Origin of the sequence: Maribacter chungangensis (genome assembly GCF_042676845.1) — a bacterium.
GTDB lineage: Bacteria > Bacteroidota > Bacteroidia > Flavobacteriales > Flavobacteriaceae > Maribacter > Maribacter chungangensis.
In genome coordinates this window covers 425,875-451,730 of the sequence record NZ_JBHTHY010000014.1, presented here as the reverse complement: position 1 = coordinate 451,730, position 25,856 = coordinate 425,875, and the positions used below count along the sequence as shown (strand labels likewise).

The window sequence follows — 25,856 nt, the reverse complement described above, 5'->3', positions numbered from 1 at the left end:
TTTACCTTATAGGTCGCTTAGAATCGCACAAAAGTAGCTATTCTAGAATTGGCTTTAGAATTAAATAGTGAAGTCATTTAAACTTTTTCCGTTAGCTAAAAATTGCTCTTTTTCGCCGCGGGCTGCAGCTGGCTCCTCATTCAAAAGCCAAATTGTTGGCTTTTGTTTCGGCCCTGTCTTTTTTTCTTTCCATAGCTATGCTATGCAACTCAAAAAAGCCTTCAAATGGTCATAAAATTTCTAATTTTCGCTTGAACGCGAAAAGTTTAAACCACTTCGTTATAAAATTAGATAACAAATATTTACCGAGAACAAAGAGATTTAATAGCTTTTCTTAAACTTATGGATCTTATTCCAATTTAAATTCTAGAGGTCGTACAAAACAAGTTTCTTTTTTACTCATTTGTCGTCATAAAAAAGAACTATAGCTAATACTATGCTTAGATTTCATTCCTAACCTGAGAAAAAACGAATTCAAATTTTTAATACGACATTCAAAACTTAAATTGGTATAGATCTAGTTAAAAATAGCGTTGATTTACCAAATCCATAAACGTAACGGTAAAAAGGGTTCGCTAATGTTCGAAGCCGTGTGGGCTATGGGTCGCTTACCCATTTTTCTTGACAGGCACTCCTTTTTTTTGAACAAACTGTTCCCATTATGGTTCCTTCCCCTAGCAGGGGAAGGTGGATTGCCAACCCGACCTAAAGTCGGGATGGCAAGACGGAAGGGGTTGAACTCAGGCCCATGTCCAAACGCAGCCTCTCACGGTAACATGCCGATGCGTCGTGTTTGCGCCAATATAAATATCCGTCCTGCCCGGTGGTCGGGGCGCTACCCCTTCCGTCATCTTTGTCCCCTCTGCCTTCGGCGGTCGGACAAAAATGCCACCTTCCCCTGCAAAGGGGAAGGAACACAGACCGAAAATGAAAGTGTATAGCGATAATTTCAAAAGGTTCTATTTTGCTTAGTATAACATAAAGCTGTCAATGCAAAATTAAACTAAAGCCATTGGTATTAAAACCAAAAATACTTAGGACCGTAAAAAAGGAAGAGGGTTGGATAATATGCGCCCCAAATAAAAAAAGCGACCTCCTTTTGGGGTCGCTTTTTTTTGGCTAGTAAATTGTTTTGCCGTCTTTGTTCTTAAAACGGAAATCGAGATACGTGTAGGCATCCCTTGGTTGTATTTTGATCCATCGTTTGTGTTCCAAGAACCATTTGGTACGTATTGATGGAAAACCTTTTGTAATATACGCCGCAATAAACGGATGTATATTCAAAGTTATGCCTTTACTGTCCTTTGCGGGGCCTTTTAACAAACGTTCTAAATCCACGTTAATTTTGTCTATTAGAACTATTGGGGCTTCTACTTCCTTGCCTTTTTGGTTGGGATCTTCCTCCGTCGTTTTAATATTCATTTCTGGCCTAACGCGTTGCCTAGTAATTTGGATAAGTCCAAATTTACTTGGAGGTAAAATTTTGTGTTTGGCACGGTCATCTTTCATCTCATCTCTTAGATGTTCAAAAAGTTTTTTCCTGTGCTGCGCCTTTACCATGTCTATGAAGTCTACGACAATGATGCCCCCCATATCCCTAAGACGTAATTGCCTTGCGATTTCGGAAGCTGCCAGTAAATTCACTTCTAGTGCGGTGTCTTCCTGATTTTTTGCTTTATTGGAACGGTTGCCGCTGTTCACGTCTACTACGTGCAGTGCTTCGGTATGTTCAATAATCAAATAGGCGCCCCTACTCATTACGGCCGTGCGGCCAAAGGAGGTTTTAATTTGCCTGTCTATTCCGAATTTTTCAAAAATTGGAACCCGAGAATTATAATGTTTTACGATCGACTCTTTTTCAGGGGCAATTTCTACCACGTAATCTTTTACCTGATTATATAGGTCAGCGTCATCAACATGTATCCCTGTAAAACTGTCATTAAAGACATCCCGTAAAATGGAGGAAGCTCGGTTTAGCTCCACTAATACTTTGGACGGTGTTTGTGCACGCTGTAATTTTTTACACATTGTGGACCATTTGTCCAACAAGTTTTCTAGATCTTTGTCTAGTTCTGCTACTTTTTTGCCTTCGGCAACTGTTCTTATAATTACTCCGAATCCTTTGGGCTTTATGCTTTTAACCAGCCTTTTAAGCCTGTCTTTTTCCTCGTTGCTACCTATCTTTTGAGACACGGAAACACGATCGGAAAACGGGACCATAACCAAATAGCGCCCGGCTATCGATAGCTCGGAACTTATTCTTGGTCCTTTGGTGGATATGGGTTCTTTTACAATTTGCACTAAAAGGGACTGATTGGCCTTAACAACATCCGTTATTACGCCATGTTTATCAATGTCCTTATCAAAAGGAAAATTCGTTAACGAATACTCCTTTAATCTTCCGGAGCTCACTTGTTTTATGAACTTTAGCATAGAGGATAACTGCGGGCCAAGGTCGTGATAATGCAAAAAAGCATCTTTTTCGTATCCAACGTTTACAAATGCAGCGTTGAGCCCTGTGACCGGTTTTCTAATTTTGGCTAAAAAAATATCGCCAACAGAAAAATCGTTATTGTCCTCTTCTTTATGCAGCTCAGTGAGTTTTCCGTCCTTTAACAAGGCAAAATCGACGGCATCGGAACTAGATCTTACGATTAATTCTCTATTCACCTGAATGTATTTATACTTATCCGAACTTGCATAGCAAGCTAGATAAATTGATTAAACAATATCATAAACAGATTTGTACAAACCTGCCGAGGCTCATCTTTGGAACCTCTATGTCAAGGAACGTTATAAAATGAAAAAGTAGTTTAAAAAACTACTTTTTCTTGTGTCGGTTAGCTCTTCTGCGCTTTTTGCGCTTATGTGTAGCTACCTTATGTCTCTTTCTTTTCTTACCACTCGGCATAAAGCTTCTCTTTTTAGATTATTATTTTACTTGTACGTTGCTCTTTACTCCTTCTACGAAGACCTTTGCAGGTTTGAACGCAGGTATGTTGTGTGCAGGAATTTTAATAGTCGTATTCTTGGAAATATTCCTACCGGTCTTCTCTGCCCTAGTTTTGATAATAAAACTTCCAAAACCTCTAAGGTACACATTGTCTCCGCTTTCCAAGGAAGTTTTTACCTCTTCCATGAAGGATTCAACCGTTGCCTGTACATCTCCTTTTTCAATTCCCAGCTTGTCTGAGATTTTAGATACAATTTCCGCTTTCGTCATCTTTCGTTATTAGATTTTCTGTATTTTTTTCGGGTTGCAAATATATAAATTAAATTCAATCTTTCTTTCTAAAGGGTTAATTTTAAGTATATAAACTGCTACTTTTATCGCTTAGTATGAATGTTGATGGCTTTTTCGGATAAAATTCTAGAATGGTACAATAAAAACAAGCGCGATCTACCGTGGCGCGCATCAACCGATCCCTATAAAATTTGGTTGTCCGAAATTATCTTGCAACAGACCCGTGTAGCGCAAGGAACTCCCTATTATTTGAATTTTATCGAAACTTTTCCAAAGGTATCCGATTTGGCTAGTGCCAAGCAAGAAACCGTGTTAAAATTATGGCAAGGACTTGGGTATTATTCCAGGGCGCGGAATTTACATGCCGCGGCAAAAATGGTGGTGGATGATTATGGAGGTCGTTTCCCGGATACCTATAAAAAACTCATTACGCTTAAAGGTGTTGGTGATTATACGGCTAGTGCCATATCTTCTATATGCTTTAATGAAAGACAGGCAGTAGTGGATGGTAATGTTTATCGTGTATTGTCCCGTTATTTTGGAGTAGAGATACCAATAAACAGTACTGCAGGTATAAAGTATTTTAAAGAATTGGCGCTAGAAGTACTGCACGAAAGCAATGTAAGGGATTATAATCAGGGAATCATGGAATTTGGAGCTATACAGTGTACTCCTAAAAATCCAAATTGTGGGCAATGCCCGCTTAAAGAAAGTTGCGTGGCGTTAAAGGAAAGAAAAACGGATGTTTTGCCTGTTAAACTTAAGAAGACCAAGGTCAAGACCCGTTATTTTAATTATTTGGTACCTCTTTTTGTTTCCGGGAACGGTTTAAATTCTACCCTTTTAAAACAAAGGACAGGAAAAGGGATTTGGCAAGACCTTTGGGAATTTCCTTTATTGGAATCCGAAAGCGATATCGATTTAAAAACCGTAAAAGAAAACTACAATCGGGTTTTGGGTATTAAAGAGGAAGCGATGGTTACCTTGTTCAATACAGAGGTGGTGGTTCATAAATTATCGCATCAGCATTTGTATACTAAATTTTGGATTCTTGAAATTGATGCGCCTATGCCTGATGCCGTGCCCATTTCGGAATTGCATAAATATCCTGTTCCCGTTTTGATATCCAGCTTTATGAATGCATTTAAATTTTAGTATTTTTGTATGACATAAACTATTGGTATGAGCGGTACATTAAATAAGGTAATGCTGATTGGGCATTTAGGTGACGAGGTTAAGATGCACTATTTTGAGGGTGGCGGGAGTATCGGTAGATTTCCTATAGCTACCAACGAAACGTATACGAACAAGCAAACCGGTGAACGGGTAACCAACACCGATTGGCATAACATTGTGGTGCGCAACAAGGCCGCCGAAATCTGCGAAAAATATTTAAGTAAAGGCGATAAGGTATATGTAGAGGGCCGACTTAAAAACAGACAATGGCAAGGCGAGGATGGCAATACCAGATACACCACCGAGGTACATGTGCAGGAATTCACGTTCCTTTCTACCAAAAAGGAAAGTATGGCGAACAATCAAACGCAGCCTTCTGGAAATACCGCTGCCCCGGTTAATCCTCCGGTGCAACCAAAAACACCTACAGGTGTTAGCGAACCCGAACAGGAAGATGACCTTCCCTTTTAAAATTATACGACCTACCATTGGATCCTGACCCTTTACGTTATTTGTTGAGTTTTTTGGCGATGGACGGCGCTTTTGTGCTAAACATGGGCGTGCTGGTGCTACTGTTGTGCTGTTCCGCATTAATATCGGGTGCAGAGGTAGCCTTATTTGGTCTTTCCGTTACCGAAATCAATACCATCAACGAGAAAAATACGCCCCAAGGAAATATCCTTGTAAAACTTTTGGAACGGCCCAAAAAATTATTGGCCACCATTCTTATCACCAATAATGCCATAAACATCGGTATCGTACTACTTTTTAATATAATCGGCGATACCTTATTCTCTACTATTACGAAAGTCCTTTTTGGAGTGCTTTCCCTTCGTTTTTTATTAGAAGTGGTCGTTGCTACTTTTTTAATTTTGATGTTCGGTGAAATTTTACCCAAAGTCTATGCAAACCGCAATAGAATGACTTTTTCCAACTTTATGGCTTATCCATTAAAAGTATTGGATTTTATCTTTACGCCATTGAGTTTGCCTATGCGTTCGGGAACAATTTTTTTGTACAAAAAACTTGGAAAGGAGAAGTCCAGTCTTAGTGTGGATCATTTGTCACAGGCCCTGGAGCTTACTTCCGAAGGAGATACCACCAAAGAAGAACAGAAGATATTGGAGGGAATCGTGAATTTTGGAAATACAGATACCAAACAAGTAATGAGACCGCGAATAGATATTTTCTCCCTGAACGACCAAATGAAGTTCCTTGAAGTTCTGGAAGAGATTAAAAAAAATGGATATTCCCGTATCCCTGTATTTTCGGATAATATTGATAACGTCATGGGCGTTTTATATGTTAAGGACGTGCTGCCCTATCTAGAGCGCAAATCCTTTAATTGGCTAAGCTTGATCCGGGAACCCTATTTTGTTCCAGAAAATAAAAAACTAGATGATCTGTTAACCGAATTCCAGGCCAAGAAAAACCATTTGGCCGTTGTGGTCGATGAGTATGGCGGTACGTCCGGTATTGTTACCTTGGAAGATATTATAGAGGAAATAGTTGGTGATATTAGCGACGAGTTCGATGACGAGGACCTTATTTACTCCAAAATGGACGATTTCAACTATGTGTTTGAAGGCAAAACCACGCTTAAGGATTTTTACAGGGTGGTAAAAATAACCGATGAAACTATATTTGAGGATAATAAGGGAGAATCGGAAACGATTGCGGGCTTTGTGCTGGAGCTTGCCGGTAGTTTTCCTAAAAGAGGAGAGGAAGTCCGTTTTGGTGGCTATACCTTTATCGTCGAAAGCTTGGATAAAAAAAGATTAAAACAAATTAAAGTTACCTTGCCCAATGACCAGTAAATATTTGACCTTTTGTATTGTATGTTTCTTTGTTTTGGTTGGCTGTAAGGAGGAAACCCCGATTCCAAAACCAAAGGCACAAATACGGTTGGAATATCCCCAAGGAGAATTGGCAACTTTGGAGACTGCAAATTTTTCTGTCAATTACAACAAGCTGGCAATCCCAAAGGAGAATAAAGACTTGGCCTATACCTTGGAATATCCTGAAATGAAGGGAGCCATTTTTTTGAGCTATCGAAGATTGAACAATGATTTGGATAAATTGACACAGGATGCCAAGCGATTGAGCTACGAGCATGCGGTTAAAGCACATAACATTGTAGAACAACCTTTTTTGAACCCTGATGCAAGAGTATACGGCTCCCTTTTTGAAGTACAAGGCGATGCTGCCTCTCAGACCCAGTTTTTTGTTACCGATAGTACCTCACATTTTTTAACGGGGTCCGTTTATTTCTACAGTAAACCCAATTATGATTCTATTCTACCGGCGGCGGCCTACCTTCAGAACGATATTAGGACAATTATGGAAACCTTGCGCTGGAAATGATGAAAAATAGTAGGTTTGTCGCTTTGGTTTAAGTTGTAGGACCTGTTAGGTTTTCAAAGTCTGACAAGGCTATTAAAAAAAATGCGGTAAAATATTATGTTATGAACAGAAAAGACCTGCTGGATTGTCATAAAAGGATAAAACCATACGTTCATAATACCCCTGTGATGACTTCTAGTGCGATCAACAAGATCGTAGGAGCACCGATATTCTTTAAATGTGAAAATTTTCAGCGTGCCGGTGCATACAAAATTAGGGGCGCTACCAATGCTATAGTACTTCTAACGGACGCCCAAAGGAAAAATGGTGTGGTAACCCATTCTTCGGGTAATTTTGCCCAAGCCCTTGCCCTTGCCGCAAAGAGCCTGGGAATAACCGCCCATATTGTAATGCCGTCTTCCGCGCCCGAGATTAAAAAAGCCGGGGTACGGGAATATGGTGGAAATATCTATGAGTGCGAACCTACTTTGGCCGCAAGACAGGCCATGGCAAATGAAATAGGTAAAAAGACGGGAGCCGTGTTTTTACATCCTTCTAATGATGAACATGTAATCCTTGGACAGGGCACCGCGGCTTTGGAATTGCTAGACCAGCGGCCGGAGCTGGATTTTATTTTTTGTCCCGTTGGTGGCGGCGGACTCATAGCTGGTTCTTCTCTGGCTGCGGCATATTATGGCAAGAATTGTCTTATCATAGGCGGCGAACCCTTTGAAGCGGATGATGCCTATCGCTCTATGCTCAGCGGAAAAATAGAAGGGAACGATACCGTGAACACCATCGCGGACGGACTCAAAACAACCTTGGGCGACAAGAATTTCCCCATTATTCAAAAGCACGTCTCCAAAATTGTTCGGGTTACCGAGAGTGAAATTATAGTTGCCATGCGTTTGGTCTGGGAACGCATGAAGATTATCATAGAGCCCTCTAGCGCAGTTACGGTTGCCGCCCTACTTCGCGATGCAAGCGAACATCCGGTTATGTACAAGGATAAAAAAGTAGGGGTTGTTATTTCTGGTGGTAATGTTGATTTGGATTCGTTGCCCTTTTAAATTTTTGGGAATGGGACCAAACTAGCAAGCTCACCTCCGTTAGTTTTTTACTTACCGGAATCTAAAAGCGCCCTCGCATTTGCGATACTGGTGTTTATTTTTTCTTTTACCACCTTCACTTTTTCTTCCTCTTCGTCCAACCATTTTTGCTTTTCCTCGGTAAGTGCCTTGCCCTTCATTATTTCGTCGGCATCAAACCGTTTTCCGATGCCCTGCATCCAATCCATCATCGATTTATTGGCGTCTTGAAGGTCGCGCATGGCTTTTCCTTCCGGGGAATCCATACCCAAAGAATCCGCCATAGGCTTTAGCTGTCCAACAAGTTTTCCTATTTCCCCCATCTTAGGCATTACTTCGTCATGTATGGCCATAACGTTCTGCATTTGCGATGTGCCTTCTTCTTTCTTTTCTTCTTTGCAGGAGAAAAACAGCATCAAACAGGCGGACGCCAATAATAAAGTTGTTTTTTTCATTTTATTCGCTCTTTAATCGTAATTGAATCTATAGTGCAAACATAGTCTTTTACCTTGGTATTGGTGATGATATTTTTTAGTAGTTCCGGGGTTGTTATTCCTGCATCATACGTAATGACAGCTTCTTTTTCCGCATAGCTTACAAGTGCCGAAACCACTCCGTTCGAATGCTGTAAATTACTGGCAATTTTATCTGCGCATCCTTCCTGGCAAGCCATTCCTTCTATGCCAATTGTTGCCATGCTTAGATTGTTTTTGTCAAGGCTTAAAATATCTTTTTGATTTTCTTGGCCAAGTGAGATGTTGACGAATAGAAATAGGCTTAACATAGTTAAAAGTGACTTCATACCTTTAATTTATTTTGATGGGTTTTTAATCCGATGTCAGCTATATCCGAACAACAGAGCTAAAGTTTGTTGTTTTGCTTTTTCTTCTAAAACTAAATCCATGAAATTTAGCGACTTATTAAAATTATACGAACCTTTCGGTATTGGCCTGAAGTCCACATTACTTTTTGTAAGCCTCCCTAGATAGGACTGTGTAGTTTTTTTATTTAGTAATGTAGAGGTCAGCTTGCCATAGGTCATCTTCTTTAAAATGTAAAATATTAAATTTTTTTTGTTGCCCTAGGGCTTTTTTAAGCATAATTTTTTTGAGTGTTTTGGTTCTCCAATTTTTAATAAATTTAGGAGATTCAACAGCAATTACATATTCCATTTCAAATAGTGGTCTTTGCTCTAGATATATTAAGTTAATGTTTTCAATTTTTTCCAATTCTACAGAAGGTTTGGTTAAATCATTCTTTTTAAAGTTTATTACTTGAGCATCGGTCATGTTCTCCGATGTGAACATTATGGCATCTCCCTTAATTTTATTTTTTGACATTTTTTTTAATATTTTGTCAATCATTACAGAACTTTTCCAGCCTTTATCAATCCCTCCTCCCTTATGAACTGTTGTAACTGAATCGTATTCAAATGTAGGGGTTTGTCCATAATAGATAATGTAAACATTTCTTTCACTACCAATTTCCGCTAATAATTTTTGTCCGTTTGATATGGAAATTGAGCAAGTTGTCAAAAGACAAAAAAGTAAAATTGATTTCATAGATTTAAAATTACCCCTAACAACTGTATAAAGATACCAAAACTTAAAAAAAGACAGTTCTTGGATCGTATTAAAATAAGGGAGTTCGTACTGCTAGTTTTGTGTTGTTTTTTGGTCAAAACCGTTGAAAGGATTTTGCTTTGTAATCAAAGCAAAATAGGTAATTGTCGGTAGGATAGTCTTTCTTCTTCCCTATTAATGATAAAAAAGCACCACTTTTGCAAAAAAATTATTGCTTTGAGCCTTCAACAACGAAAATGGTTTTACCTGTTTGTGCTATCTGTTATCTGGGGCTCTTCCTATATCTTGATAAAAAAGGGGTTGGAAGGTTTTGCACCTTTGCAATTGGGTGCTTTACGTATTGTTATAGCGGCCAGCCTGTTGCTCTTAATCGGTTTTAGGTCTTTGAAAACCGTTCGCAAGGAAGACTGGAAGTGGTTGGCGCTATCCGGTTTTGTCGGAAGCTTTTTTCCTATGTTTCTTTTTGCCTTTGCCCAAACCGAAATTGATAGTGGTGTAACCGCGGTTTTAAACTCCTTAGTACCATTATTTACCTTATTTGTTGGCCTGTTCGCTTTTGGTATCTCCTTTACACGAAATCAATTTATAGGTGTACTGGTAGGTTTGTTGGGTGCCAGTATGTTGGTAGTTTTCGGAAGCAGTATTAATCCGGAACAAAACTACTGGTACGCCGGTTTGGTTGTTTTGGCTACGATTTGTTATGCCAGTAATGCCAATATAATCAAGAGCAAGCTGCAAAATGTGAGTCCTATGGGAATCGCGGTCGGTAATTTTGTGTGTATTCTATTGCCGGGTATTTTTTTATTGCCGGTATCCGGAACCTTAAGCTATGAAGTTAGGACAGGAGAATTTTTTTGGTCCTCTTTGGGCTATATTACACTACTTTGTGTTATAGGTACTTGCATTGCCAAGGTGTTATTTAATAAGTTGATACAGATTTCCTCTCCGGTTTTTTCGGTCTCGGTTACGTATTTAATCCCTATTGTTGGAATATTCTGGGGAGTTATGGATGGCGAAGTATTTACCTTGCAACAAATTGGGGCTTCATTTTTGATTTTGGCAGGGGTTTATTTGGTAAACCAAAAAAGAAAAAGTAGCTAAATTTTAGACCAACTGTAACAATCAAAAGCAATTCTAGTCTTTAAGTGGAGAATCAATTTAAAAACGAGCCAATATGAAATCAGTATACCTAACGGTTGTAACGGTAATTTTAGCTGCCTTAACCAGCATTGCACAAGACAAAACGTTCCAAGTAAAAGATTTTGATAAGATTATTATTAGTCCGCATGTAGAAGTAAACCTTATAGCGGGCAACGAAACCTCAGTGTTCATAGAAAATACAAAAGTGCCCATGAACAAAATAAATGTACAAGTTGAAGGGAATACTTTACGGGTGTATTTGGACGGCGCAAAGACAGTTACAAAATCAGAGCGGGTTTCATCGGATAACTGGAACGGAAAACGACCTATTTATAAGGGTACTATGGCAACCGCTACCATTACCTATAAAACCTTGAAAAATCTTTCTGTAAGGGGAGAGGAGATAGTGCGCTGCAAGAGCCGTATAAACGAAGACGAACTAAAGCTGAGCTTATACGGGGAAACAAAAGTATATTTTGATGACCTTGTGTTGAACGAGCTTGTGGTGGCTATCTATGGATCTTCTTATTTAGAAATAGCAAAAGGAAACGCAGGGCGCCAAGTATTCAGGGCCTACGGTGAAAGTGAAGTAAATACCCTAGGAATGGAAAATGGGGAAACTAAAATTACCGCTTATGGCGAAAGTAATTTTAGGGTTAAGGTTTCGGATCGGTTAAAGGTTACCTGTTATGGCGAGACCACCATTAATTATCAAGGAGACCCGGACGTAGATAACGGTATTATTATCGGAGAGGCCAAGGTTCGGAAAATAGGATAGTCTGGCTGTGAAGAATAAAAAAAATCCCGCTTTACGGCGGGATTTTTTTTATTTATAATGAAGTGTTGGCTACTCGAAATCTATAGGCGAGACCCCTTCGTTGACTTTAATTTCGTTCACGGTAAATTCCATCGTTTGTGGCCCAACGGTTTGTACAAAACTGAAGGGGAATAAAATACCGGAGACTGCTTTGTAGTCACTGTACAGTACGGTTTGGCTTACCTGCTGCCCCTGCATTTCCATGCTGTTTTTTTCCTGTAGCTTTAATCCTGTTTCCGTATCGTAATACGCAGTTTTTGTATCCGTTACTTTTACGATATATGCTTTTTTGTCTCCTACGGTTTCTGTTCCTTCAAAGCTAATGCCATTGGCGGCAAGGTAATGCAGTTCTGGAAACGGAGCCGCTTCTTCTTTCACTTTAGAAACTTCCTCGTCCGAAAAATCCTTTCGTTGTCCTTGTCCCATCGCGTAGCCTTTATCCCCGTTCAGTACGGTCTTGCTCATGGAATTTCCGCCCATTTTAATATCTTGCATAAATTGGTTGTTCGACGTTTTTTTCATCTCCAGTTCCAATTGCACTCCTTGCATTTCTGTCGTAGCAGCCATGTAAACCGATTCTAGCTGTTGCAAGGCGTCTTTTCCTCCAATGGTCGCAATGTACTTTTCTATAATGCCATTGGCCGTAATACCTTTGGGCAGGTCTTCATTATAATTGGGTTTTTCGGTTTTTTCGGCATTCTTATCAAAAAACAACACAGGTACTTTGGAATTGTTTGCGGTAACTTTTTCCAGATTCTCTAGAATTTCCCTGCCCTTGCCTACAACAACTACCCTTGCATTTTTTGAACTAAAGTATTTTTGAGCGGCATTTTGCACATCGGCTACGGTAATATTATCCAATCGCTCTAGATATGTTTTATAAAAATCTTTTGGTAGATTTTCGGTTTCAATGTTCAAGGCATAACCGGCAATGGTCTGCGGTTTTTCCAAGGCCATGATAAACCTTCCGGCATACTTCGCTTTTGTATTTGCCAGCTCGGTTTCGGTAACCGGTGTGTTGGCAATACGATCTATTTCCTTTAAAAGTTCTACTACGGCACTGTCCGTCACCATATTTCGTACACTCGCCGTAGCCCTAAACCTTGAAACCTCATATTTGTCGTTCCCAATAGACGAATAGGATCCGTAGGTGTACCCCTTATCTTCCCTTAGGTTAAGGAACAGTCTTCCTTCTCCGCCGCCACCAAGAATTTGGTTGGCAACAAGTGCCGGAAGATAATCGGCATCCGACATTTTAAGGTTTACAAGATTTTGCACTGCTATTTCGGATTGTACGGCATTGGGCATGTCTACAAAGTTGATTTGGGTGTACTGCACATCACTTGGTTTTGAGAAGCTAAAGGAGGGCGGCACTGCTTTTGTCCATGATGTAAAGTAGGCTTCGGCAAGTTGTTTGGCGTCCTCAAATTTCACATCGCCTATGATAATCAAATATGCATTGGCAGGAACAAAATATTTTCGGTAAAATTGAAGTACGTCCGTCAGTTTTACATTGTTAACCGTCTCTTCTGTAGTAAATTCACCATAAGGGTGGTTTTTGCCATAAGCCAAAGCGCGCTGCACGCGCGATGCAATAGCGGCAACATCTTTTTCTTCTGCCTTGAGCCCTGTAATTAATTTGTCCTTTTCCTTATTAAACTCCTCTTCGGTGAAATTTGGATTTATTGCCGCATCTGCCAAAAGCTCCATCATCCTAGGAAAATATTTGGACAAGGAACTAGCGTATGCACCTTGGGAGCTAAAACTCATTCTTGCACCAAGAAAATCTATTTCCTCGTTAAATTCATCTTTCCCTATAGTAACGGAACCTTTGCCCATAAGGCTTCCCGTTAGGCTGGAAACACCGGCTTTATCGCCTTCCAGAACAGGCGGGTTATCAATGGTCAGCTGTATGGAGACCCTTGGTAGTTTATTGTTTTCTACGACCATAACCTTTAAGCCATTGTTGAGCTCAAAGGTTTGGGGTTCTTTGAGATTTACTTCGGGTGCAGGACCTGGTTCGGGCATCTTACTGCGATCAACTTGTGCCTGGAGCGACATTAAGGAGAATGCCGCGATAACGAATAGATATATTTTTTTCATAACAGTGTTTAATTTGTTGGTTTTTCTTCCGGTAAATACTCAAGTACTACCCTTTGATTAGGCTTAAGGTATTTATTCGCAACTTCTTTTATTTCTTCGCGGGTGATGGATCGATAGGCGTCTATCTCCTTGTTGATTAATGAAGTGTCTCCGTAAAGCATATAGTACCTAGCCAATGAACTTGCGATCCCTTCTACACTGGAATTACTGTTTACAAACCTATTCTCTAATTTATTCTGGATTTTTTGAAAATCATTTTCAGAAATCAGGTCTGTGCGAACTTTTGCTATTTCCTCTTCCATCTCAGCGGTAAGTTCGGCTAGGCCGGTTTCTCCAACAGGCAGGGCAAACACGATATACATACCGTAATCTTCTTGGGTAAATGGGAGCGCACCTACTTGCAGCGCTTGCTTTTGTTCATCTACCATTTTTTTATATAATTTGGAGGAAGGCCCATCGCTCAGATAGGTCGATATCATATCAAGCACCAGTGCTTCCCTATCCTTAAAACCTGGGGTTCTATAGGCGATCATCGTAGCGGGTATCTGAATATTGGGGTCGTACGCCTTGGCATTGATTTGTTCGGTAATGGGATCCTCCTTAGGAAAGTTCCTTATGATGTCTTCCCCTCTTGGGATATCTGCGAAATAGTCATTGATCATTTTTTTTGCAGTACCAACCTCAAAATCCCCTGCAACGACCAAAACAGCATTGTTGGGAACATAGAATTTTTTGTTAAAGGCCATGAACTCTTCCAAAGTAGCCGCATCTAAATGAGCCATTTTGCCAATGGTAGTTCCTTTGTACGGATGTTTTTTAAACAGGTGGATTTTTATATTCTCAATGAATCTGCCGTAGGGGGAATTATCGACACGAAGGCGTTTTTCTTCTTTCACCACCTCATTTTGAGTGTCAACACCAGATTGTTCTATAATGGGATGCAACATACGTTCCGATTCCAGCCAAAGCCCCAGTTGTAAGTTGTTGGAAGGAAATACTTCATAATAGTACGTTCTGTCGTCTGTGGTATTTGCATTGTTAGACCCTCCGTTTGATGATACGATCTCCATCCATTTGCCCTTTTCCACGTTTTTGGTACCTTCAAAAAGCAAGTGTTCAAAAAAATGTGCAAATCCAGTTCTTTCCGGATCTTCATCTTTAGCGCCAACATGGTACATTACCGATGTAGTTACGATAGGGGCGGTATTGTCCTGGTGCAAGATAACGTGTAGGCCATTGTCCAAGGTGTATTCTTCATACGCTACTTCTTGCGCGACCGCAATGGCGCAGGACAATAGCAAAGCCGAGGCCATAATTAATTTGTTTTTCATTTTGTTCGTGTTTTCATTTGATAAATTAGTGTCGATTTTCAGGCGAAAGTTACAGTTATTCTAAATTTTGTAAGAGGAATTATGTAGGTTAAACTTTTCTTTAACATGTAATTAAGCCTTCATTTGCGCTTTATTGGTTATCTTAAAAGGGAAATTTTAAAACAACGGCTATGAAAAACGTTACTTTACCCATTCGTTTTGGGGTTGCTACCAGCGGTAGTTTAATTGCTTACTTCTTGATCCTTTCGCTATTAGGGTGGCATACCAACGTGTTTTTTAGTCTTTTTAATGCTGTGATAACGGGTTTTGGTATTTATGAAGCGATTAAATATTACAAATTACAAGAAGGAAAATCGTTTAGGTACAGTACCGGTTTTACCACAGGATTAACTACAGGCGGCATGGCTACCTTGGTTTTTACTATATTTTTCGCCTTTTATTCCACCGAACTAAACCCAGGGTTTTTAGAGGTTTTATCTTCTCAGTGGGCCGGGGAATACGAAAGTTTTGAGGCCATTGTTTTCTTTGTAGTAGCAGTTATGGGTTTTAGCACTACGATAGTACTCACGCTAACGTTTATGCAGCTTTTTAAAAGCTCAAACAATTTAAAGAAAAACCGGAACTAAATTCCAAAAAAAACCTTGTAGATTATTCAATAAAGCTTATATTTGCAGCCCCTTTGGAAAAAATCCAATGGGTTTTAATTACACATTTTTAACGATATGTACGCAATTGTAGAGATGGCAGGGCAGCAGTTTAAAGTTGCAAAAGACCAGAAAGTGTACGTTCACCGTTTACAGGCAGAAGAAGGAAAAAAGGTAACTTTTGACAATGTTCTTCTTTTGGCAGACGGTACGAACGTTACTGTTGGCGCCCCAGCTATAGACGGAGCGGCTGTTGAGGCCAAAGTCATTAAGCACCTAAGAGGTGACAAGGTAATTGTCTTTCACAAGAAAAGACGTAAGGGTTACAGAAAGAAAAACGGACACCGACAGTCTTTGACTGAAATCGTAATCGAAAGTATCGTTGCGAAGGGTGCCAAGAAAACAAAGGCGGCCGAACCTAAAAAGGCGGCTCCCAAAAAAGAAGCTGCCCCAAAAGCTGTTGCTCCCAAAAAAGAAGCAGAGCCCAAGAAGGCTGCAGCGCCAAAGTCCACTAAAGCGGATGATTTGAAAAAAGTAGAAGGCATTGGTCCTAAAATTGCCGAAACCTTAGCTGCTGCGGGAATTTCAACATTTGCGGAATTAGCAAAGACCAAGCCGGCAAAAATTGCGGAAATTATTGCCGATGTTCGTGGTAATCACGTAACGGATACCTGGCCGGCACAAGCTAAATTGGCAGCCGATGGTAAATGGGACGAGCTTAAAAAATGGCAAGACGAATTAGACGGTGGTAAGGCATAAGTGCCGATCACTATAAGTATAACTTTTTTTCCGTGATATCACGGGAATATAAACCGTAACAAAATGGCACATAAAAAAGGTGTAGGTAGTTCTAAAAACGGTAGGGAATCGGAATCGAAACGTTTAGGTGTGAAGATTTTTGGTGGCCAAGCGGCTATTGCTGGTAACATTCTTGTTAGACAGCGAGGAACAAGACATAATCCGGGCGAAAATGTTTATGCCGGAAAAGACCATACATTGCACGCACGTGTAGATGGTCTTGTTAAGTTTGAGAAGAAAGCTGGTGGAAAATCATTTGTTTCCATAGAGCCTTTTGAAGCGTAATAAGTTTAGTGTTTTTCTAAACAAAAAAACCCTGTCTTTAGAGGCAGGGTTTTTTGTTTTATGTCTCAGTTTCTATTGTTTTTATTGACTTAGGCACTTAGCTAATAAATGTTAAGCCCTACGTTTATTGGATTTCAGTAATTTATTAAGCCTGCTTTACCATCATACCTGTTAAATTTCGGCTTACGGTTACATCATGTCTGCATATTTTTTTGCTCCCTTCTTTAGATAAGAAGGGCGGCAGCTTTGCTGACGGGGAGATATGACCGCAAAATTGCCCACGTATGGGGCGTCACCGCATAATCCGGGGAAGTTTGGTGTCTTCTTTCAGCTTGGCGTCGGTAACGACATGCGTGTCAAGAACCAAGCTGGCGCGAGCAAGTTTGCGGGTCAAACCCTCCGTCCACCTTTGGCGGACACCTCCCTTGATCTCAAGAGAGGAGCCTTTTAAAAGTCCTTCCCATGAAAACATGGAACGGACCCGAGCTTAGAAATCGGGCAACTAAATGACATTGGGCTTAGCCCATTCCTAATAAAGAGTATTGATTAAGTGCCTAAGTCAATGTCTTTATTTAAACCTAGCCGATAATGATGGCTATTAAAATTTTACAATAACGGTTTGTGATTAATACTGATCAGAAAATTGTTGCAACCGTTTCGTTTTTGGTTAATCGATTTTTTCTTTAAAACGGTATAAAAAGTGGCTTTTGGTTTTAGTCAATTGCCTAAAACCGATGATTAGGTCAATTTTAGTAAGGCTAAAAATTTTCTATTTCGATTTAAGCGGTTAACTTTAAAGAAAAAGAAATTTCTTTACTAATTTTAGTTATACTGCTATGGATTATCTTACTATTGCCCTACAGCTTATCGTTGGATTAAGTATTTTAAATGTTTGGCTCGTTAATGCCAATAAATCTACCCAATGGCGTGGGGGCAGCGCGACAAATATAAAGGAGGAATTTGAAGCTTACGGACTACCTGGATGGAGTTGTTACCTTATCGGTTTTCTTAAGGTAGCCTTGGCCTTAGCTTTAATAGCAGCTATCTGGTTTCCCAAGTTGTTGCAGCCTGCAGCGATAGGGCTAGGGTTCTTGTTAACCGGCTCCATACTAATGCACTTTAAAATTAATGACCCTATTAAAAAATCCTTTCCGGCTTTTTTATTCTTATGTATGTGCGGCTATCTGGCCTTTCTTTCTCAATACTTTTAGAATTCTTATACCGGTTCGCGTTTTAAATTCAGCCAAAGAAATTGAACTGGTTTTTTTGCCTGCGAAAAAGAAAAATCGGGCATAGTCTAGCTACGGCTTGTTTTTATTTTAAAGTAGGATGTAAATAGAGATGATTTATCGACTTATTTTCAATTGGGAAATGGCATTATACTAGGGTTAAGAAAATATACCCGTTGATTATGGCATAAAGTAAGGACGGTGCAGACTGTATAAAGGAATCCTTGATCTTTAAGCGGACCCCGAACCCTAGAATCATTAGAATACAGAGACCTAGCGCAGCGATAAGTTGAAGTACTGGATGGTATAAATAGCCCAATAGAAGACTTATGGCACCAATAAGCTGCAATACACCAACTGTAGTGCGTTGTTTTGCCAGGCCGTATCTAATAAATTCAGTTTTCATGTGGGGAGAGTAAAGACAGCCTAATCCAAAAAATAAAAAGGAGAAGGACGAAAAGAAAAGTAGGGCGGTGAGTATGTTCATTGTTACTTTAAAGATAGGCTAACTAAAGTTGATAACACTAAGTAGAAAAAGAAGTAACGTATCCCCAAACGGTCAAAGTAGCTTTTTACCAAGCTCCAACCATGTATCCGCCCGTTCAAAACCTTTGGTATGTACGTTATGAGGAGAAGTAAACAGTATGCCTCTATTCTCAAAATGCTCAAGGTTGTAGCTTCTGTCATCTATAAGTAAATCTCCATTAAGGATATGCTTGTGACCGCATAGTATCCTATTCTGCCATGGAATAAACGGAAAGTGTTCGTCTAGCCATTCACTTTTTTCTTCTAGGGAGTTTGGGAATTGCATGGCGGCTGATGCAATGTAAATCTCATGTTTTGAAGCTAGTTGTTCCAATACGATCTTACTATCGGCAATAGGTTCTAGGTCTCTAAAAAAACCACGTCTAAATGCATGTTTGCGAACACTCTCTTGGTGTGCTTCGGGTACCATGTGCCAAACTTCCTTACCGGCACATTTTTCAGTGGTTAGTTTCCCGTTAAAATCCGAGTTATAGATTTTTATATGGGCTCCGTAGGTATCTGCCATTACTTCGTCCATGTCCACAAATATTCTCATAACCTTAATTTTTATACAAAGTTCGTGAATGCCAGATGAACGAGGAAATAATCCTAAGGTTAAGATCAACTATAATTAAGATGGTTTAGTAAAGATCGTCCTCCTAAAGATGGCTACAGTAGAACGTATGCATCGTGTTGGACCCAAGATGATCTAATCATTATATGTGTAGTTGTGATGTTTTCGTTAAAAAGTGTAGTTTAGTAAAAAACAAATAGATAAATGACAACAAAAAGACTGCCCAATGCTAGAACCTCATACCTTCTCGCATTACTAAGTATATTTATCTTTTGCTTTGCGGGAATAGGAATCGTACCAGCTCTGGCCTCCTATTTTTTAACGTTAAAAGCGGAAAGAACATTTAAAGCTAATGAACCTGCATATACTAATTTTAGAACCGTTAAGAAAGCCAGGATAATTGCTATTATTGGAATTGTACTTAATCTAATAATTCTTGGCATAGCTATATGGACCTTAATGACAATAGGTTGGGATGCATGGTCCGACGAATTTGTAAGGAGGTGGAATGCTGGTTTGGAGAGCCGAGGCGGACAATAAAAGTATTAAACTTCTACCACTGTTGTCCTTTAAAACCATGCGCTTTTGCAAACCTAATGGTATCGCCTAAATATTCTTCCAAATTATAGGTGGGTATTGGTAAAATACTTTCGAGTACCGTTGTGTCCCATTCGCAAGGTTTAGAGGTAAGATATGGAGTAAGATGCACACCTATAGTATCGTAGTAAAATTTTTCTAGTTTAGATTCAAAGCCGGTAGCCGTGTTAATCAAAGTATTGGTGAGCTTAAAATTATTGAATTCTACAGTTTCTAAAATTTTTAAGATACCTCTGTTGATATGGGTTGTTTTGGAGTGCACAATGTTCAGTTGTTCGATGTTACTATCAAAAACCGAAACAATGACCTTTGCTGCATAATCCGTGGGTATAATGTTTAGTCCACTTTCGGAGTTAGCTGTAATTCGAATACTATCCTGCGAAGTATTCCGATGAAAAAATTTTGCGAACAAATAGAATACCATGTATTTAGAGATGAAAAAACTAGGGCTGTCCATAATATTTCCTCCTAGTACACTAGGTCTTAATATTTGGACCGGAATACCCGCTTCCTTGCCTGCTTGCATCAGATGTTTCTCTGTTGCATATTTAGAAGCTTCGTAGTGGTTCCTGTGGTTTTTTGGCGCGTTTGACAGGTAGTCGTTAGGAATTAGGCCTTCTATATTTCCAACCGAAAATGCCGTACTAATGTAGATGAATTTAGTTATTAGACCCTTGTAGGTGTCAAAAATACGTTTGGTAAACTCTAAGTTCTCCTCGAATATACCTTCTCTGGCTTCTGGTGCAGTGGATAGGTTTACAAGTCCGGCCGAATGTATGAAATGATTTATTTTATGCCCCGATAAAAACTTCTCCGGTTGCAGTAATATCCTGGCCGGCACAACAGTTATTTTAGAACGAATGGAATCCATGTTCTCTTTTATGAAATCCGGGGCAAAGTTGCTTGCGAGCATTTTTGCTATTCTACTTTCGGCCGTTTTGGATTTGCGTTCCCGAACCGGGAGGTAAATTTGTTGAATATCTACCCATTTCTCTTCTAAAAGTGAAAAGAGAATTCTGGAGCCTAGGGTTCCTGTGGCACCTGTAAGGAGTATAACCATATATCGAAGGTAAAAAGAAAACCCTTATCCAACTTTTAGATAAGGGTTTTAAAATTTATAATCTGATATTAATACCTGTAATACTCAGGTTTAAATGGCCCTTCTACGGTAACACCAATGTACTCTGCTTGGTCTTGTTTTAATTCCGTGAGTTCCGCGTCCATTCGGGATAAATGTAACTTAGCAACCTTTTCATCCAAATGCTTTGGTAGCATATATACATCATTCTCATACCTGTCCTTGTGCTTCCAAAGCTCTATTTGAGCCAAGGTTTGATTGGTAAAGGAGTTGCTCATTACAAAACTAGGGTGTCCGGTAGCGCAACCTAAATTCACCAATCTACCTTCTGCCAAGACAATAATGTCTTTCCCATCGATGGTGTACTTATCAACTTGTGGCTTAATTTCATCCTTGGTAGCGCCGTGATTTTCGTTCAGCCAGCCCATATCTATTTCATTATCGAAATGACCTATATTACAAACAATGGCCTTATCCTTTAGCGCTTCAAAATGCTCTTGTCTTATAATGTCTTTGTTCCCGGTAGTAGTAATTACGATATCTGCTTTGGCAATAACAGTTTCTAGTTTTTTCACTTCAAAACCGTCCATGCAGGCCTGCAGGGCACAAATAGGGTCTATTTCTGTAACGGTTACTATAGAACCAGCTCCTTTAAATGAAGCTGCGGTTCCTTTTCCAACATCACCGTATCCGGCAACAACAACTTTTTTCCCGGCCAACATCGTGTCCGTCGCTCTTCGTATCGCGTCTACCGCACTTTCACGGCATCCGTATTTGTTGTCGAATTTTGATTTAGTAACGGAATCGTTTACGTTTATTGCCGGCATAGGTAACGTTCCATTTTTTACCCGCTCGTACAATCTATGGACACCGGTAGTAGTTTCTTCGGATAGTCCGTTAATACCAGCGGCCAGTTCAGGATATCTATCCAACACCATGTTGGTCAAATCACCACCATCATCCAATATCATGTTTAAAGGCTTACGGTCCTCGCCAAAGAACAAAGTCTGCTCAATGCACCAATCAAATTCCTCTTCGTTCATCCCTTTCCAAGCGTATACAGGCACGCCCGACTCTGCAATAGCGGCTGCCGCTTGGTCTTGGGTGGAAAAAACATTACAGGAACTCCAAGTAACGTCCGCGCCCAAAGCTACCAGTGTTTCTATAAGCACCGCTGTTTGTATGGTCATGTGCAAGCATCCGGCAATACGGGCACCTTTTAAGGGTTGCTCATCATGGTATTCCTCACGTAAGGCCATAAGTCCCGGCATTTCCGCTTCGGCCAGGTCAATTTCTTTTCTTCCCCATCCGGCTAAACTAATATCTTTAACTTTGTAGGGTACAAATGGAATAGTTTTGGTGCTCATATCTTAATTATTTTATCTTTAGCTTTTTATTTAACTACTTTCTATCTCCTTTAAGGAGAGCACAAAGATGTAATTTTGCAGCTTTCATTTTAGCTTTGCAAAGGTACAAAAAAGACAAGAAATCCCATGCCGCTACTCAAAACAATAGCTGTAAGTCATCATATATCCGTTGTAATTTGGAAGGTAGACGAAACTGAGGAAGAATTAGCACAGGGGATACAATTAAGTCACCACTGCCAGACCCGCTTCAACGGTATGAAATCCGGGATGCACCGGAGAGCATTTTTGAGCATACGGCATCTTTTGGCTATTTATGGTTATGTTGATGATGATCTTTACTACAGCGAAGCGGGGAAACCCCATCTAAAGGATGGCACGCATATTTCTATTACCCATTCCCATAATTTTACGGCGATCATTATTGGGAAGCAGCAGGAGGTGGGAATAGATATTGAAATGCAACGCGAAAAGATTTTAAGAATAGCACATAAATTTACACCGGTAAACGAATACCGTACTTTGGCCAACACCGAAGCCGTGGTTCGAAAACTTACTATAGTTTGGGGAGCCAAGGAATCCCTGTATAAAATTTATGGTCAAAAGGGGCTAAGTTTTTTACGCCATATTAACGTAACTGATTTTTTATTCGATGACGGGCGAACAACAGCTACCATCCAATACGAAATGGATACGATAAGCTATCAAATTTCATTTTTGGAGTTTGAAGGATTTACCTGTGTTTATGCGTTTCCGTTGGATGGGAATGAGTGATGGTTGGGATTTTGTTTGCTTTAGAAGCAAGAAGCAAGAAGCAAGAAGCAAGAAGTAAGACCAAATGGTTGACTTTTTGAAAATACTTGTGAAAGTTTACTGAGAAACAATACGGTTTTGAGATCCAAAGAATATAATTTTTAATAACCCAATAACCCAATAACCCAATAACCCAATAACCCAATAACCCAATAACCCAATAACCCAATAACCCAATGAACATATCAGTAGAATTGACCTTTTCCCCATTACAGAATGATTTTGAAGAGCATATCATCAACTTTATCAAAAAGCTCAGAAGTTCTGGTTTAACGATTTTAGAGAACCCTTTGAGCACGCAGGTGTATGGTTCCTACGATGACGTAATGGCCGTGCTGCAAAAAGAGATTAAATTAGCGTTTGAACTTATGGACAAAGGACTGCTGTACATGAAAATCGTAAAATCCGATAGGAGTACCTATGAACCTCATTTTTGATTGGATATTCGCCCAATACAAAGACACGCCCAGTTACTTGGTAGTTCTAGAAATGGTTGGTGTGTTCTTTGGTTTTTTAAGTGTTTGGTATTCCAAAAAGGAAAATATTTTAGTCTTCCCCACAGGAATTATCAGTACGGGAATCTTTGTGTATATCCTTTTGGTGTTCGGGTTATTGGGAGATATGTTGATCAATGCCTATTATTTTGCCATGAGTGTTTTTGGTTGGTATTTTTGGACAAGAAAAACAGAGGACGATTCCCTAGTTTCCGTAACCCGCACCACCCGTAAAGAACAACAATGGTCTGTTGTTTTGTTTTTTGGGACCATTCTTTTTATTTGCATAGTCTATATTATATTTGATAAGTTCAATACTTGGACCGCCTATATAGATACCGTCACTACCGCTATATTTTTTGTGGGCATGTGGCTCATGGCCAAAAAGAAGCTCGAAAATTGGGTTTATTGGATCATCGGAGATGTCATCTCCGTTCCACTGTATTGGTATAAAGGACTTATCTTTACATCGCTACAGTTCTTTTTATTTACCATTATTGCCATTTATGGCTATCTCGCATGGAAGAAAAGTATAAACAACACCCTTCGAATATTATAAAAGTAGTCCTTTTTGGGCCAGAATCTACAGGAAAGACTACCCTTTCCGAGCAGCTGGCAAGGCATTACCATACCGTTTGGGTGCCGGAATACGCACGGGAGTATTTACAGCGCAAATGGAACAACGAACGCAAGACCTGTGAGCCTAACGATCTGTTGCCCATAGCGGAAGGGCAGATGAAGCTGGAAAACGAACTGACGAAAAAAGCGACCGATATTCTCGTTTGTGATACGGACCTATTGGAAACCAAAGTGTATTCCGAAGCCTATTATATTGGCCGTTGTGACCCCGTATTGGAGAAATTCGCCTTGGAGAACACGTATGACCTATATTTTCTTACCTATATAGATATCCCATGGGAGGCAGACGACCTTAGGGACAAGCCGGGAGAAAGGAAAGAAATGTTTTCTTATTTTAAAAAAACATTGGAGAAATATGACCGTAATTTTATTATCTTAAAGGGTGGTAAGAAGGAGCGTTTAAAAACCGCTATTGAACATATAGAAAAGTTATTGGAAAAATGATGGAACTAACAAAAAAGGATAAAGATCAACTGACTACTAAAGGAATTAGTGCCGAAAAAGTGGCACGGCAAATAGAGACGTTTAAAGAGGGAATTCCTTTTGTGAACCTAAAAAGCGCAGCTGTAGTAGGGGATGGTATTTATCGATTTACACTGGAAGAGGAGCAACACTTGGTAGCCACGTATAGCGAGCGTTCCAAGCATTTGAAAATACAAAAATTTGTACCGGCCTCCGGTGCGGCCTCCAGAATGTTTAAGGCCTTGTTCAGTTTTTTAGGAGCTTTCGACCCCAAAAACGAAACGTTAGCGGCCTATGTTAAAAGAACAAATGATAAGGATATACAAGTATTTGCCGATGGTTTGGAAAAATTCCCGTTTTATGACGATGTTAAAAGTCGTTTAGAGATAATCGGTGCCACCAGAGGCGAAGAGGTATATGCCTTTGTAAAAGAACTACTGGATGAGGGCGCCCTTAATTACGGATTTTATCCAAAAGGATTGTTGCCTTTTCATAAATACGGAACAACTACAGTGACACCATTTCAAGAGCATTTAAAAGAAGGTGCCCTATATGCCGCTTCTAGCGGAAAGTCGCAGCTACATTTTACAATATCCGAACAGCACGAGGCCATGTTCAACAATGAACTCAAAAATGTCCGTAAGAAAGTACAAGCAGATACCGGAGTTGAGTTCGATGTTGATTACTCCTTTCAAAAATCGGCTACAGATACCATTGCAGTGAATATGGATAACAGTCCGTTTCGCAATGCCGATGGTTCCCTACTTTTTCGTCCGGGCGGCCACGGTGCCTTGATCGAAAACCTGAACGATCAAGACGCGGACATTATTTTTATTAAAAATATAGATAATGTCGCCGTAACCAGGGATTCGGATGCCATAGCCCAAAGCAAAAAAATATTGGCAGGCTTACTTTTAGAAGCGCAAGAAAAAGCGTTTCTGTATACCCAGCAACTAAAAAAAGGCAATGAAGATAGCCTTCATGATATCGGGACCTTTGTAGAATCAAAGTTGAACGCCAAGCTGCCGGAAGGCTATGCTGCCATGTCCCAAAAATCTAAAGTGGATTTTTTATTGTCAAAACTACAACGGCCTATACGTGTTTGCGGTATGGTAAAGAACGAGGGCGAACCGGGAGGCGGTCCATTTTGGATTACCAATGGCAAAGGAGAGCTGTCCTTGCAGATCATTGAGTCGGCACAAATAGATATGAATAAGCCAGAACAGGTAGCCATATTAAAAAATGCAACCCATTTTAATCCGGTAGATTTGGTATGTGGCGTGCGTGATTATGAAGGAAAAAAATATAATTTACTAGATTTCGTAGACCACAAACAAGGTTTTATCACTGGAAAAACAAAGGATGGGAAAGAACTAAAAGCTTTGGAGCTGCCTGGCCTGTGGAACGGTGCCATGGCCTACTGGAACACTATCTTTGTAGAGGTTCCCTTGGTAACCTTTAATCCCGTAAAAACCGTAAATGACCTTTTAAAACCATCGCATCAAGGGTAGGGATTAACAAAAATTCAG

Annotated in this window: 28 protein-coding genes; 17 read left to right on the top strand and 11 right to left on the bottom strand. The window is 39.9% G+C overall.

Annotated elements, in window-relative coordinates; genetic code table 11:
- Window positions 1-1,119: 1,119 nt before the first annotated feature.
- Together ACFQZJ_RS16215 and ACFQZJ_RS16210 are read right to left on the bottom strand one after the other, a co-directional pair.
- Window positions 1,120-2,670 carry an Rne/Rng family ribonuclease gene (locus ACFQZJ_RS16215; protein WP_379935925.1) on the bottom strand — a complete coding sequence of 517 codons (1,551 nt, stop codon included), beginning with the start codon at window positions 2,668-2,670 and terminating at the stop codon, window positions 1,120-1,122.
- Window positions 2,671-2,932: 262 nt separating this feature from the next.
- Entirely contained in the window at window positions 2,933-3,223 is a 291-nt protein-coding gene (locus tag ACFQZJ_RS16210) for an HU family DNA-binding protein (RefSeq protein WP_013306152.1), read from the bottom strand.
- 126 nt (window positions 3,224-3,349) lie between these two features.
- Between ACFQZJ_RS16210 and mutY the strand changes: the two genes are divergently transcribed.
- The 5 genes from mutY to ACFQZJ_RS16185 all read left to right on the top strand — a co-directional run bounded on the left by mutY (window position 3,350) and on the right by ACFQZJ_RS16185 (window position 7,833).
- The gene (gene mutY, locus ACFQZJ_RS16205; protein WP_379935924.1) at window positions 3,350-4,399 is read left to right on the top strand and encodes an A/G-specific adenine glycosylase; all 1,050 of its coding nucleotides are present in this window, start codon (window positions 3,350-3,352) and stop codon (window positions 4,397-4,399) included.
- Between the two features lie 27 nt (window positions 4,400-4,426).
- Window positions 4,427-4,891, top strand: a complete 465-nt coding sequence (locus tag ACFQZJ_RS16200) for a single-stranded DNA-binding protein (RefSeq protein ID WP_379935923.1) — start codon at window positions 4,427-4,429, stop codon at window positions 4,889-4,891.
- 17 nt (window positions 4,892-4,908) lie between these two features.
- The gene (locus ACFQZJ_RS16195; RefSeq protein ID WP_379935922.1) at window positions 4,909-6,237 is read left to right on the top strand and encodes a gliding motility-associated protein GldE; all 1,329 of its coding nucleotides are present in this window, start codon (window positions 4,909-4,911) and stop codon (window positions 6,235-6,237) included.
- Window positions 6,227-6,784, top strand: coding sequence for a gliding motility lipoprotein GldD (gene gldD, locus ACFQZJ_RS16190; RefSeq protein WP_379935921.1), 558 nt, complete (start codon window positions 6,227-6,229; stop codon window positions 6,782-6,784). The genes ACFQZJ_RS16195 and gldD overlap by 11 nt, the downstream gene beginning before the upstream one ends.
- Window positions 6,785-6,885: 101 nt before the next feature.
- On the top strand, window positions 6,886-7,833 hold the full coding sequence (locus tag ACFQZJ_RS16185) for a pyridoxal-phosphate dependent enzyme (RefSeq protein ID WP_379935920.1): 948 nt from the start codon (window positions 6,886-6,888) through the stop codon (window positions 7,831-7,833).
- A gap of 47 nt (window positions 7,834-7,880) precedes the next feature.
- Here the strand turns inward: ACFQZJ_RS16185 and ACFQZJ_RS16180 are convergent, their stop codons facing one another.
- The 3 genes from ACFQZJ_RS16180 to ACFQZJ_RS16170 all read right to left on the bottom strand — a co-directional run bounded on the left by ACFQZJ_RS16180 (window position 7,881) and on the right by ACFQZJ_RS16170 (window position 9,413).
- Window positions 7,881-8,306: a hypothetical protein gene (locus ACFQZJ_RS16180; protein WP_379935919.1), complete on the bottom strand. Its 426-nt coding sequence runs from the start codon at window positions 8,304-8,306 to the stop codon at window positions 7,881-7,883.
- The gene (locus ACFQZJ_RS16175) at window positions 8,303-8,653 is read right to left on the bottom strand and encodes a heavy-metal-associated domain-containing protein (protein ID WP_379935918.1); all 351 of its coding nucleotides are present in this window, start codon (window positions 8,651-8,653) and stop codon (window positions 8,303-8,305) included. The genes ACFQZJ_RS16180 and ACFQZJ_RS16175 overlap by 4 nt, the downstream gene beginning before the upstream one ends.
- Before the next feature lie 202 nt (window positions 8,654-8,855).
- Window positions 8,856-9,413: a hypothetical protein gene (locus tag ACFQZJ_RS16170; RefSeq protein WP_379935917.1), complete on the bottom strand. Its 558-nt coding sequence runs from the start codon at window positions 9,411-9,413 to the stop codon at window positions 8,856-8,858.
- A gap of 237 nt (window positions 9,414-9,650) precedes the next feature.
- Between ACFQZJ_RS16170 and ACFQZJ_RS16165 the strand changes: the two genes are divergently transcribed.
- On the top strand, window positions 9,651-10,535 hold the full coding sequence (locus ACFQZJ_RS16165) for a DMT family transporter (protein ID WP_379935916.1): 885 nt from the start codon (window positions 9,651-9,653) through the stop codon (window positions 10,533-10,535).
- 73 nt (window positions 10,536-10,608) lie between these two features.
- A complete protein-coding gene (locus ACFQZJ_RS16160; protein ID WP_379935915.1) occupies window positions 10,609-11,352 on the top strand; it encodes a head GIN domain-containing protein in 744 nt (247 codons plus the stop codon).
- A gap of 69 nt (window positions 11,353-11,421) precedes the next feature.
- Here ACFQZJ_RS16160 and ACFQZJ_RS16155 read toward each other — a convergent pair whose 3' ends face one another.
- Both ACFQZJ_RS16155 and ACFQZJ_RS16150 read right to left on the bottom strand, forming a co-directional pair.
- Window positions 11,422-13,494 (bottom strand): M16 family metallopeptidase, encoded by a 2,073-nt coding sequence (locus tag ACFQZJ_RS16155; protein WP_379935914.1) that lies wholly within the window; start codon window positions 13,492-13,494, stop codon window positions 11,422-11,424.
- A gap of 8 nt (window positions 13,495-13,502) precedes the next feature.
- Window positions 13,503-14,825 carry a M16 family metallopeptidase gene (locus ACFQZJ_RS16150; protein ID WP_379935913.1) on the bottom strand — a complete coding sequence of 441 codons (1,323 nt, stop codon included), beginning with the start codon at window positions 14,823-14,825 and terminating at the stop codon, window positions 13,503-13,505.
- A gap of 170 nt (window positions 14,826-14,995) precedes the next feature.
- Here ACFQZJ_RS16150 and ACFQZJ_RS16145 point away from each other — a divergent pair, with 170 nt between their 5' ends.
- The 4 genes from ACFQZJ_RS16145 (at window position 14,996) to ACFQZJ_RS16130 (ending at window position 17,763) form a co-directional block, all read left to right on the top strand.
- The gene (locus tag ACFQZJ_RS16145; protein WP_379935912.1) at window positions 14,996-15,451 is read left to right on the top strand and encodes a DUF4199 family protein; all 456 of its coding nucleotides are present in this window, start codon (window positions 14,996-14,998) and stop codon (window positions 15,449-15,451) included.
- 96 nt (window positions 15,452-15,547) lie between these two features.
- On the top strand, window positions 15,548-16,228 hold the full coding sequence (rplU, locus tag ACFQZJ_RS16140; RefSeq protein ID WP_379935911.1) for a 50S ribosomal protein L21: 681 nt from the start codon (window positions 15,548-15,550) through the stop codon (window positions 16,226-16,228).
- 63 nt (window positions 16,229-16,291) lie between these two features.
- Window positions 16,292-16,552: a 50S ribosomal protein L27 gene (gene rpmA, locus ACFQZJ_RS16135; RefSeq protein ID WP_379935910.1), complete on the top strand. Its 261-nt coding sequence runs from the start codon at window positions 16,292-16,294 to the stop codon at window positions 16,550-16,552.
- Window positions 16,553-17,388: 836 nt separating this feature from the next.
- The gene (locus ACFQZJ_RS16130) at window positions 17,389-17,763 is read left to right on the top strand and encodes a DoxX family protein (protein WP_379935909.1); all 375 of its coding nucleotides are present in this window, start codon (window positions 17,389-17,391) and stop codon (window positions 17,761-17,763) included.
- A gap of 166 nt (window positions 17,764-17,929) precedes the next feature.
- On the opposite strand, the gene ACFQZJ_RS16125 is transcribed toward ACFQZJ_RS16130, so the two are convergent.
- Together ACFQZJ_RS16125 and ACFQZJ_RS16120 are read right to left on the bottom strand one after the other, a co-directional pair.
- The gene (locus tag ACFQZJ_RS16125) at window positions 17,930-18,268 is read right to left on the bottom strand and encodes a DoxX family protein (RefSeq protein WP_379935908.1); all 339 of its coding nucleotides are present in this window, start codon (window positions 18,266-18,268) and stop codon (window positions 17,930-17,932) included.
- A gap of 72 nt (window positions 18,269-18,340) precedes the next feature.
- Entirely contained in the window at window positions 18,341-18,862 is a 522-nt protein-coding gene (locus ACFQZJ_RS16120; protein ID WP_379935907.1) for a 5' nucleotidase, NT5C type, read from the bottom strand.
- A gap of 222 nt (window positions 18,863-19,084) precedes the next feature.
- Between ACFQZJ_RS16120 and ACFQZJ_RS16115 the strand changes: the two genes are divergently transcribed.
- Window positions 19,085-19,420, top strand: a complete 336-nt coding sequence (locus tag ACFQZJ_RS16115) for a CCC motif membrane protein (protein WP_379935906.1) — start codon at window positions 19,085-19,087, stop codon at window positions 19,418-19,420.
- A gap of 13 nt (window positions 19,421-19,433) precedes the next feature.
- Here ACFQZJ_RS16115 and ACFQZJ_RS16110 read toward each other — a convergent pair whose 3' ends face one another.
- Together ACFQZJ_RS16110 and ahcY are read right to left on the bottom strand one after the other, a co-directional pair.
- Window positions 19,434-20,537, bottom strand: a complete 1,104-nt coding sequence (locus tag ACFQZJ_RS16110) for an SDR family oxidoreductase (RefSeq protein WP_379935905.1) — start codon at window positions 20,535-20,537, stop codon at window positions 19,434-19,436.
- 68 nt (window positions 20,538-20,605) lie between these two features.
- On the bottom strand, window positions 20,606-21,922 hold the full coding sequence (gene ahcY, locus ACFQZJ_RS16105) for an adenosylhomocysteinase (protein WP_379935904.1): 1,317 nt from the start codon (window positions 21,920-21,922) through the stop codon (window positions 20,606-20,608).
- Window positions 21,923-22,048: 126 nt separating this feature from the next.
- On the opposite strand from ahcY, the gene ACFQZJ_RS16100 reads away from it, so the two are divergent.
- The 5 genes from ACFQZJ_RS16100 (at window position 22,049) to ACFQZJ_RS16080 (ending at window position 25,838) form a co-directional block, all read left to right on the top strand.
- Window positions 22,049-22,693, top strand: a complete 645-nt coding sequence (locus tag ACFQZJ_RS16100) for a 4'-phosphopantetheinyl transferase family protein (protein ID WP_379935903.1) — start codon at window positions 22,049-22,051, stop codon at window positions 22,691-22,693.
- Window positions 22,694-22,908: 215 nt separating this feature from the next.
- Window positions 22,909-23,169 carry a thiamine-binding protein gene (locus ACFQZJ_RS16095; RefSeq protein ID WP_379935902.1) on the top strand — a complete coding sequence of 87 codons (261 nt, stop codon included), beginning with the start codon at window positions 22,909-22,911 and terminating at the stop codon, window positions 23,167-23,169.
- Complete coding sequence (pnuC, locus tag ACFQZJ_RS16090; protein ID WP_379935901.1) at window positions 23,153-23,785, top strand: nicotinamide riboside transporter PnuC; 633 nt, start codon at window positions 23,153-23,155, stop codon at window positions 23,783-23,785. The genes ACFQZJ_RS16095 and pnuC overlap by 17 nt, the downstream gene beginning before the upstream one ends.
- Window positions 23,746-24,309: an AAA family ATPase gene (locus ACFQZJ_RS16085; protein WP_379935900.1), complete on the top strand. Its 564-nt coding sequence runs from the start codon at window positions 23,746-23,748 to the stop codon at window positions 24,307-24,309. Before pnuC ends, ACFQZJ_RS16085 begins: the two co-directional genes overlap by 40 nt.
- On the top strand, window positions 24,306-25,838 hold the full coding sequence (locus ACFQZJ_RS16080) for a DUF4301 family protein (RefSeq protein ID WP_379935899.1): 1,533 nt from the start codon (window positions 24,306-24,308) through the stop codon (window positions 25,836-25,838). The genes ACFQZJ_RS16085 and ACFQZJ_RS16080 overlap by 4 nt, the downstream gene beginning before the upstream one ends.
- Window positions 25,839-25,856: the final 18 nt, after the last annotated feature.

Excerpts from the sequence above, each read along its gene's own strand:
- ACFQZJ_RS16210 (WP_013306152.1), bottom strand. The coding sequence starts at position 3,223 with ATGACGAAAGCGGAAATTGTATCTAAAATCTCAGACAAGCTGGGAATT.
- mutY (WP_379935924.1), top strand. The coding sequence starts at position 3,350 with ATGGCTTTTTCGGATAAAATTCTAGAATGGTACAATAAAAACAAGCGC.
- ACFQZJ_RS16200 (WP_379935923.1), top strand. The coding sequence starts at position 4,427 with ATGAGCGGTACATTAAATAAGGTAATGCTGATTGGGCATTTAGGTGAC.
- gldD (WP_379935921.1), top strand. The coding sequence starts at position 6,227 with ATGACCAGTAAATATTTGACCTTTTGTATTGTATGTTTCTTTGTTTTG.
- ACFQZJ_RS16185 (WP_379935920.1), top strand. The coding sequence starts at position 6,886 with ATGAACAGAAAAGACCTGCTGGATTGTCATAAAAGGATAAAACCATAC.
- ACFQZJ_RS16180 (WP_379935919.1), bottom strand. The coding sequence starts at position 8,306 with ATGAAAAAAACAACTTTATTATTGGCGTCCGCCTGTTTGATGCTGTTT.
- ACFQZJ_RS16175 (WP_379935918.1), bottom strand. The coding sequence starts at position 8,653 with ATGAAGTCACTTTTAACTATGTTAAGCCTATTTCTATTCGTCAACATC.
- ACFQZJ_RS16170 (WP_379935917.1), bottom strand. The coding sequence starts at position 9,413 with ATGAAATCAATTTTACTTTTTTGTCTTTTGACAACTTGCTCAATTTCC.
- ACFQZJ_RS16160 (WP_379935915.1), top strand. The coding sequence starts at position 10,609 with ATGAAATCAGTATACCTAACGGTTGTAACGGTAATTTTAGCTGCCTTA.
- ACFQZJ_RS16155 (WP_379935914.1), bottom strand. The coding sequence starts at position 13,494 with ATGAAAAAAATATATCTATTCGTTATCGCGGCATTCTCCTTAATGTCG.
- ACFQZJ_RS16150 (WP_379935913.1), bottom strand. The coding sequence starts at position 14,825 with ATGAAAAACAAATTAATTATGGCCTCGGCTTTGCTATTGTCCTGCGCC.
- ACFQZJ_RS16145 (WP_379935912.1), top strand. The coding sequence starts at position 14,996 with ATGAAAAACGTTACTTTACCCATTCGTTTTGGGGTTGCTACCAGCGGT.
- rplU (WP_379935911.1), top strand. The coding sequence starts at position 15,548 with ATGTACGCAATTGTAGAGATGGCAGGGCAGCAGTTTAAAGTTGCAAAA.
- rpmA (WP_379935910.1), top strand. The coding sequence starts at position 16,292 with ATGGCACATAAAAAAGGTGTAGGTAGTTCTAAAAACGGTAGGGAATCG.
- ACFQZJ_RS16130 (WP_379935909.1), top strand. The coding sequence starts at position 17,389 with ATGGATTATCTTACTATTGCCCTACAGCTTATCGTTGGATTAAGTATT.
- ACFQZJ_RS16125 (WP_379935908.1), bottom strand. The coding sequence starts at position 18,268 with ATGAACATACTCACCGCCCTACTTTTCTTTTCGTCCTTCTCCTTTTTA.
- ACFQZJ_RS16120 (WP_379935907.1), bottom strand. The coding sequence starts at position 18,862 with ATGAGAATATTTGTGGACATGGACGAAGTAATGGCAGATACCTACGGA.
- ACFQZJ_RS16115 (WP_379935906.1), top strand. The coding sequence starts at position 19,085 with ATGACAACAAAAAGACTGCCCAATGCTAGAACCTCATACCTTCTCGCA.
- ACFQZJ_RS16110 (WP_379935905.1), bottom strand. The coding sequence starts at position 20,537 with ATGGTTATACTCCTTACAGGTGCCACAGGAACCCTAGGCTCCAGAATT.
- ahcY (WP_379935904.1), bottom strand. The coding sequence starts at position 21,922 with ATGAGCACCAAAACTATTCCATTTGTACCCTACAAAGTTAAAGATATT.
- ACFQZJ_RS16100 (WP_379935903.1), top strand. The coding sequence starts at position 22,049 with ATGCCGCTACTCAAAACAATAGCTGTAAGTCATCATATATCCGTTGTA.
- ACFQZJ_RS16095 (WP_379935902.1), top strand. The coding sequence starts at position 22,909 with ATGAACATATCAGTAGAATTGACCTTTTCCCCATTACAGAATGATTTT.
- pnuC (WP_379935901.1), top strand. The coding sequence starts at position 23,153 with ATGAACCTCATTTTTGATTGGATATTCGCCCAATACAAAGACACGCCC.
- ACFQZJ_RS16085 (WP_379935900.1), top strand. The coding sequence starts at position 23,746 with ATGGAAGAAAAGTATAAACAACACCCTTCGAATATTATAAAAGTAGTC.
- ACFQZJ_RS16080 (WP_379935899.1), top strand. The coding sequence starts at position 24,306 with ATGATGGAACTAACAAAAAAGGATAAAGATCAACTGACTACTAAAGGA.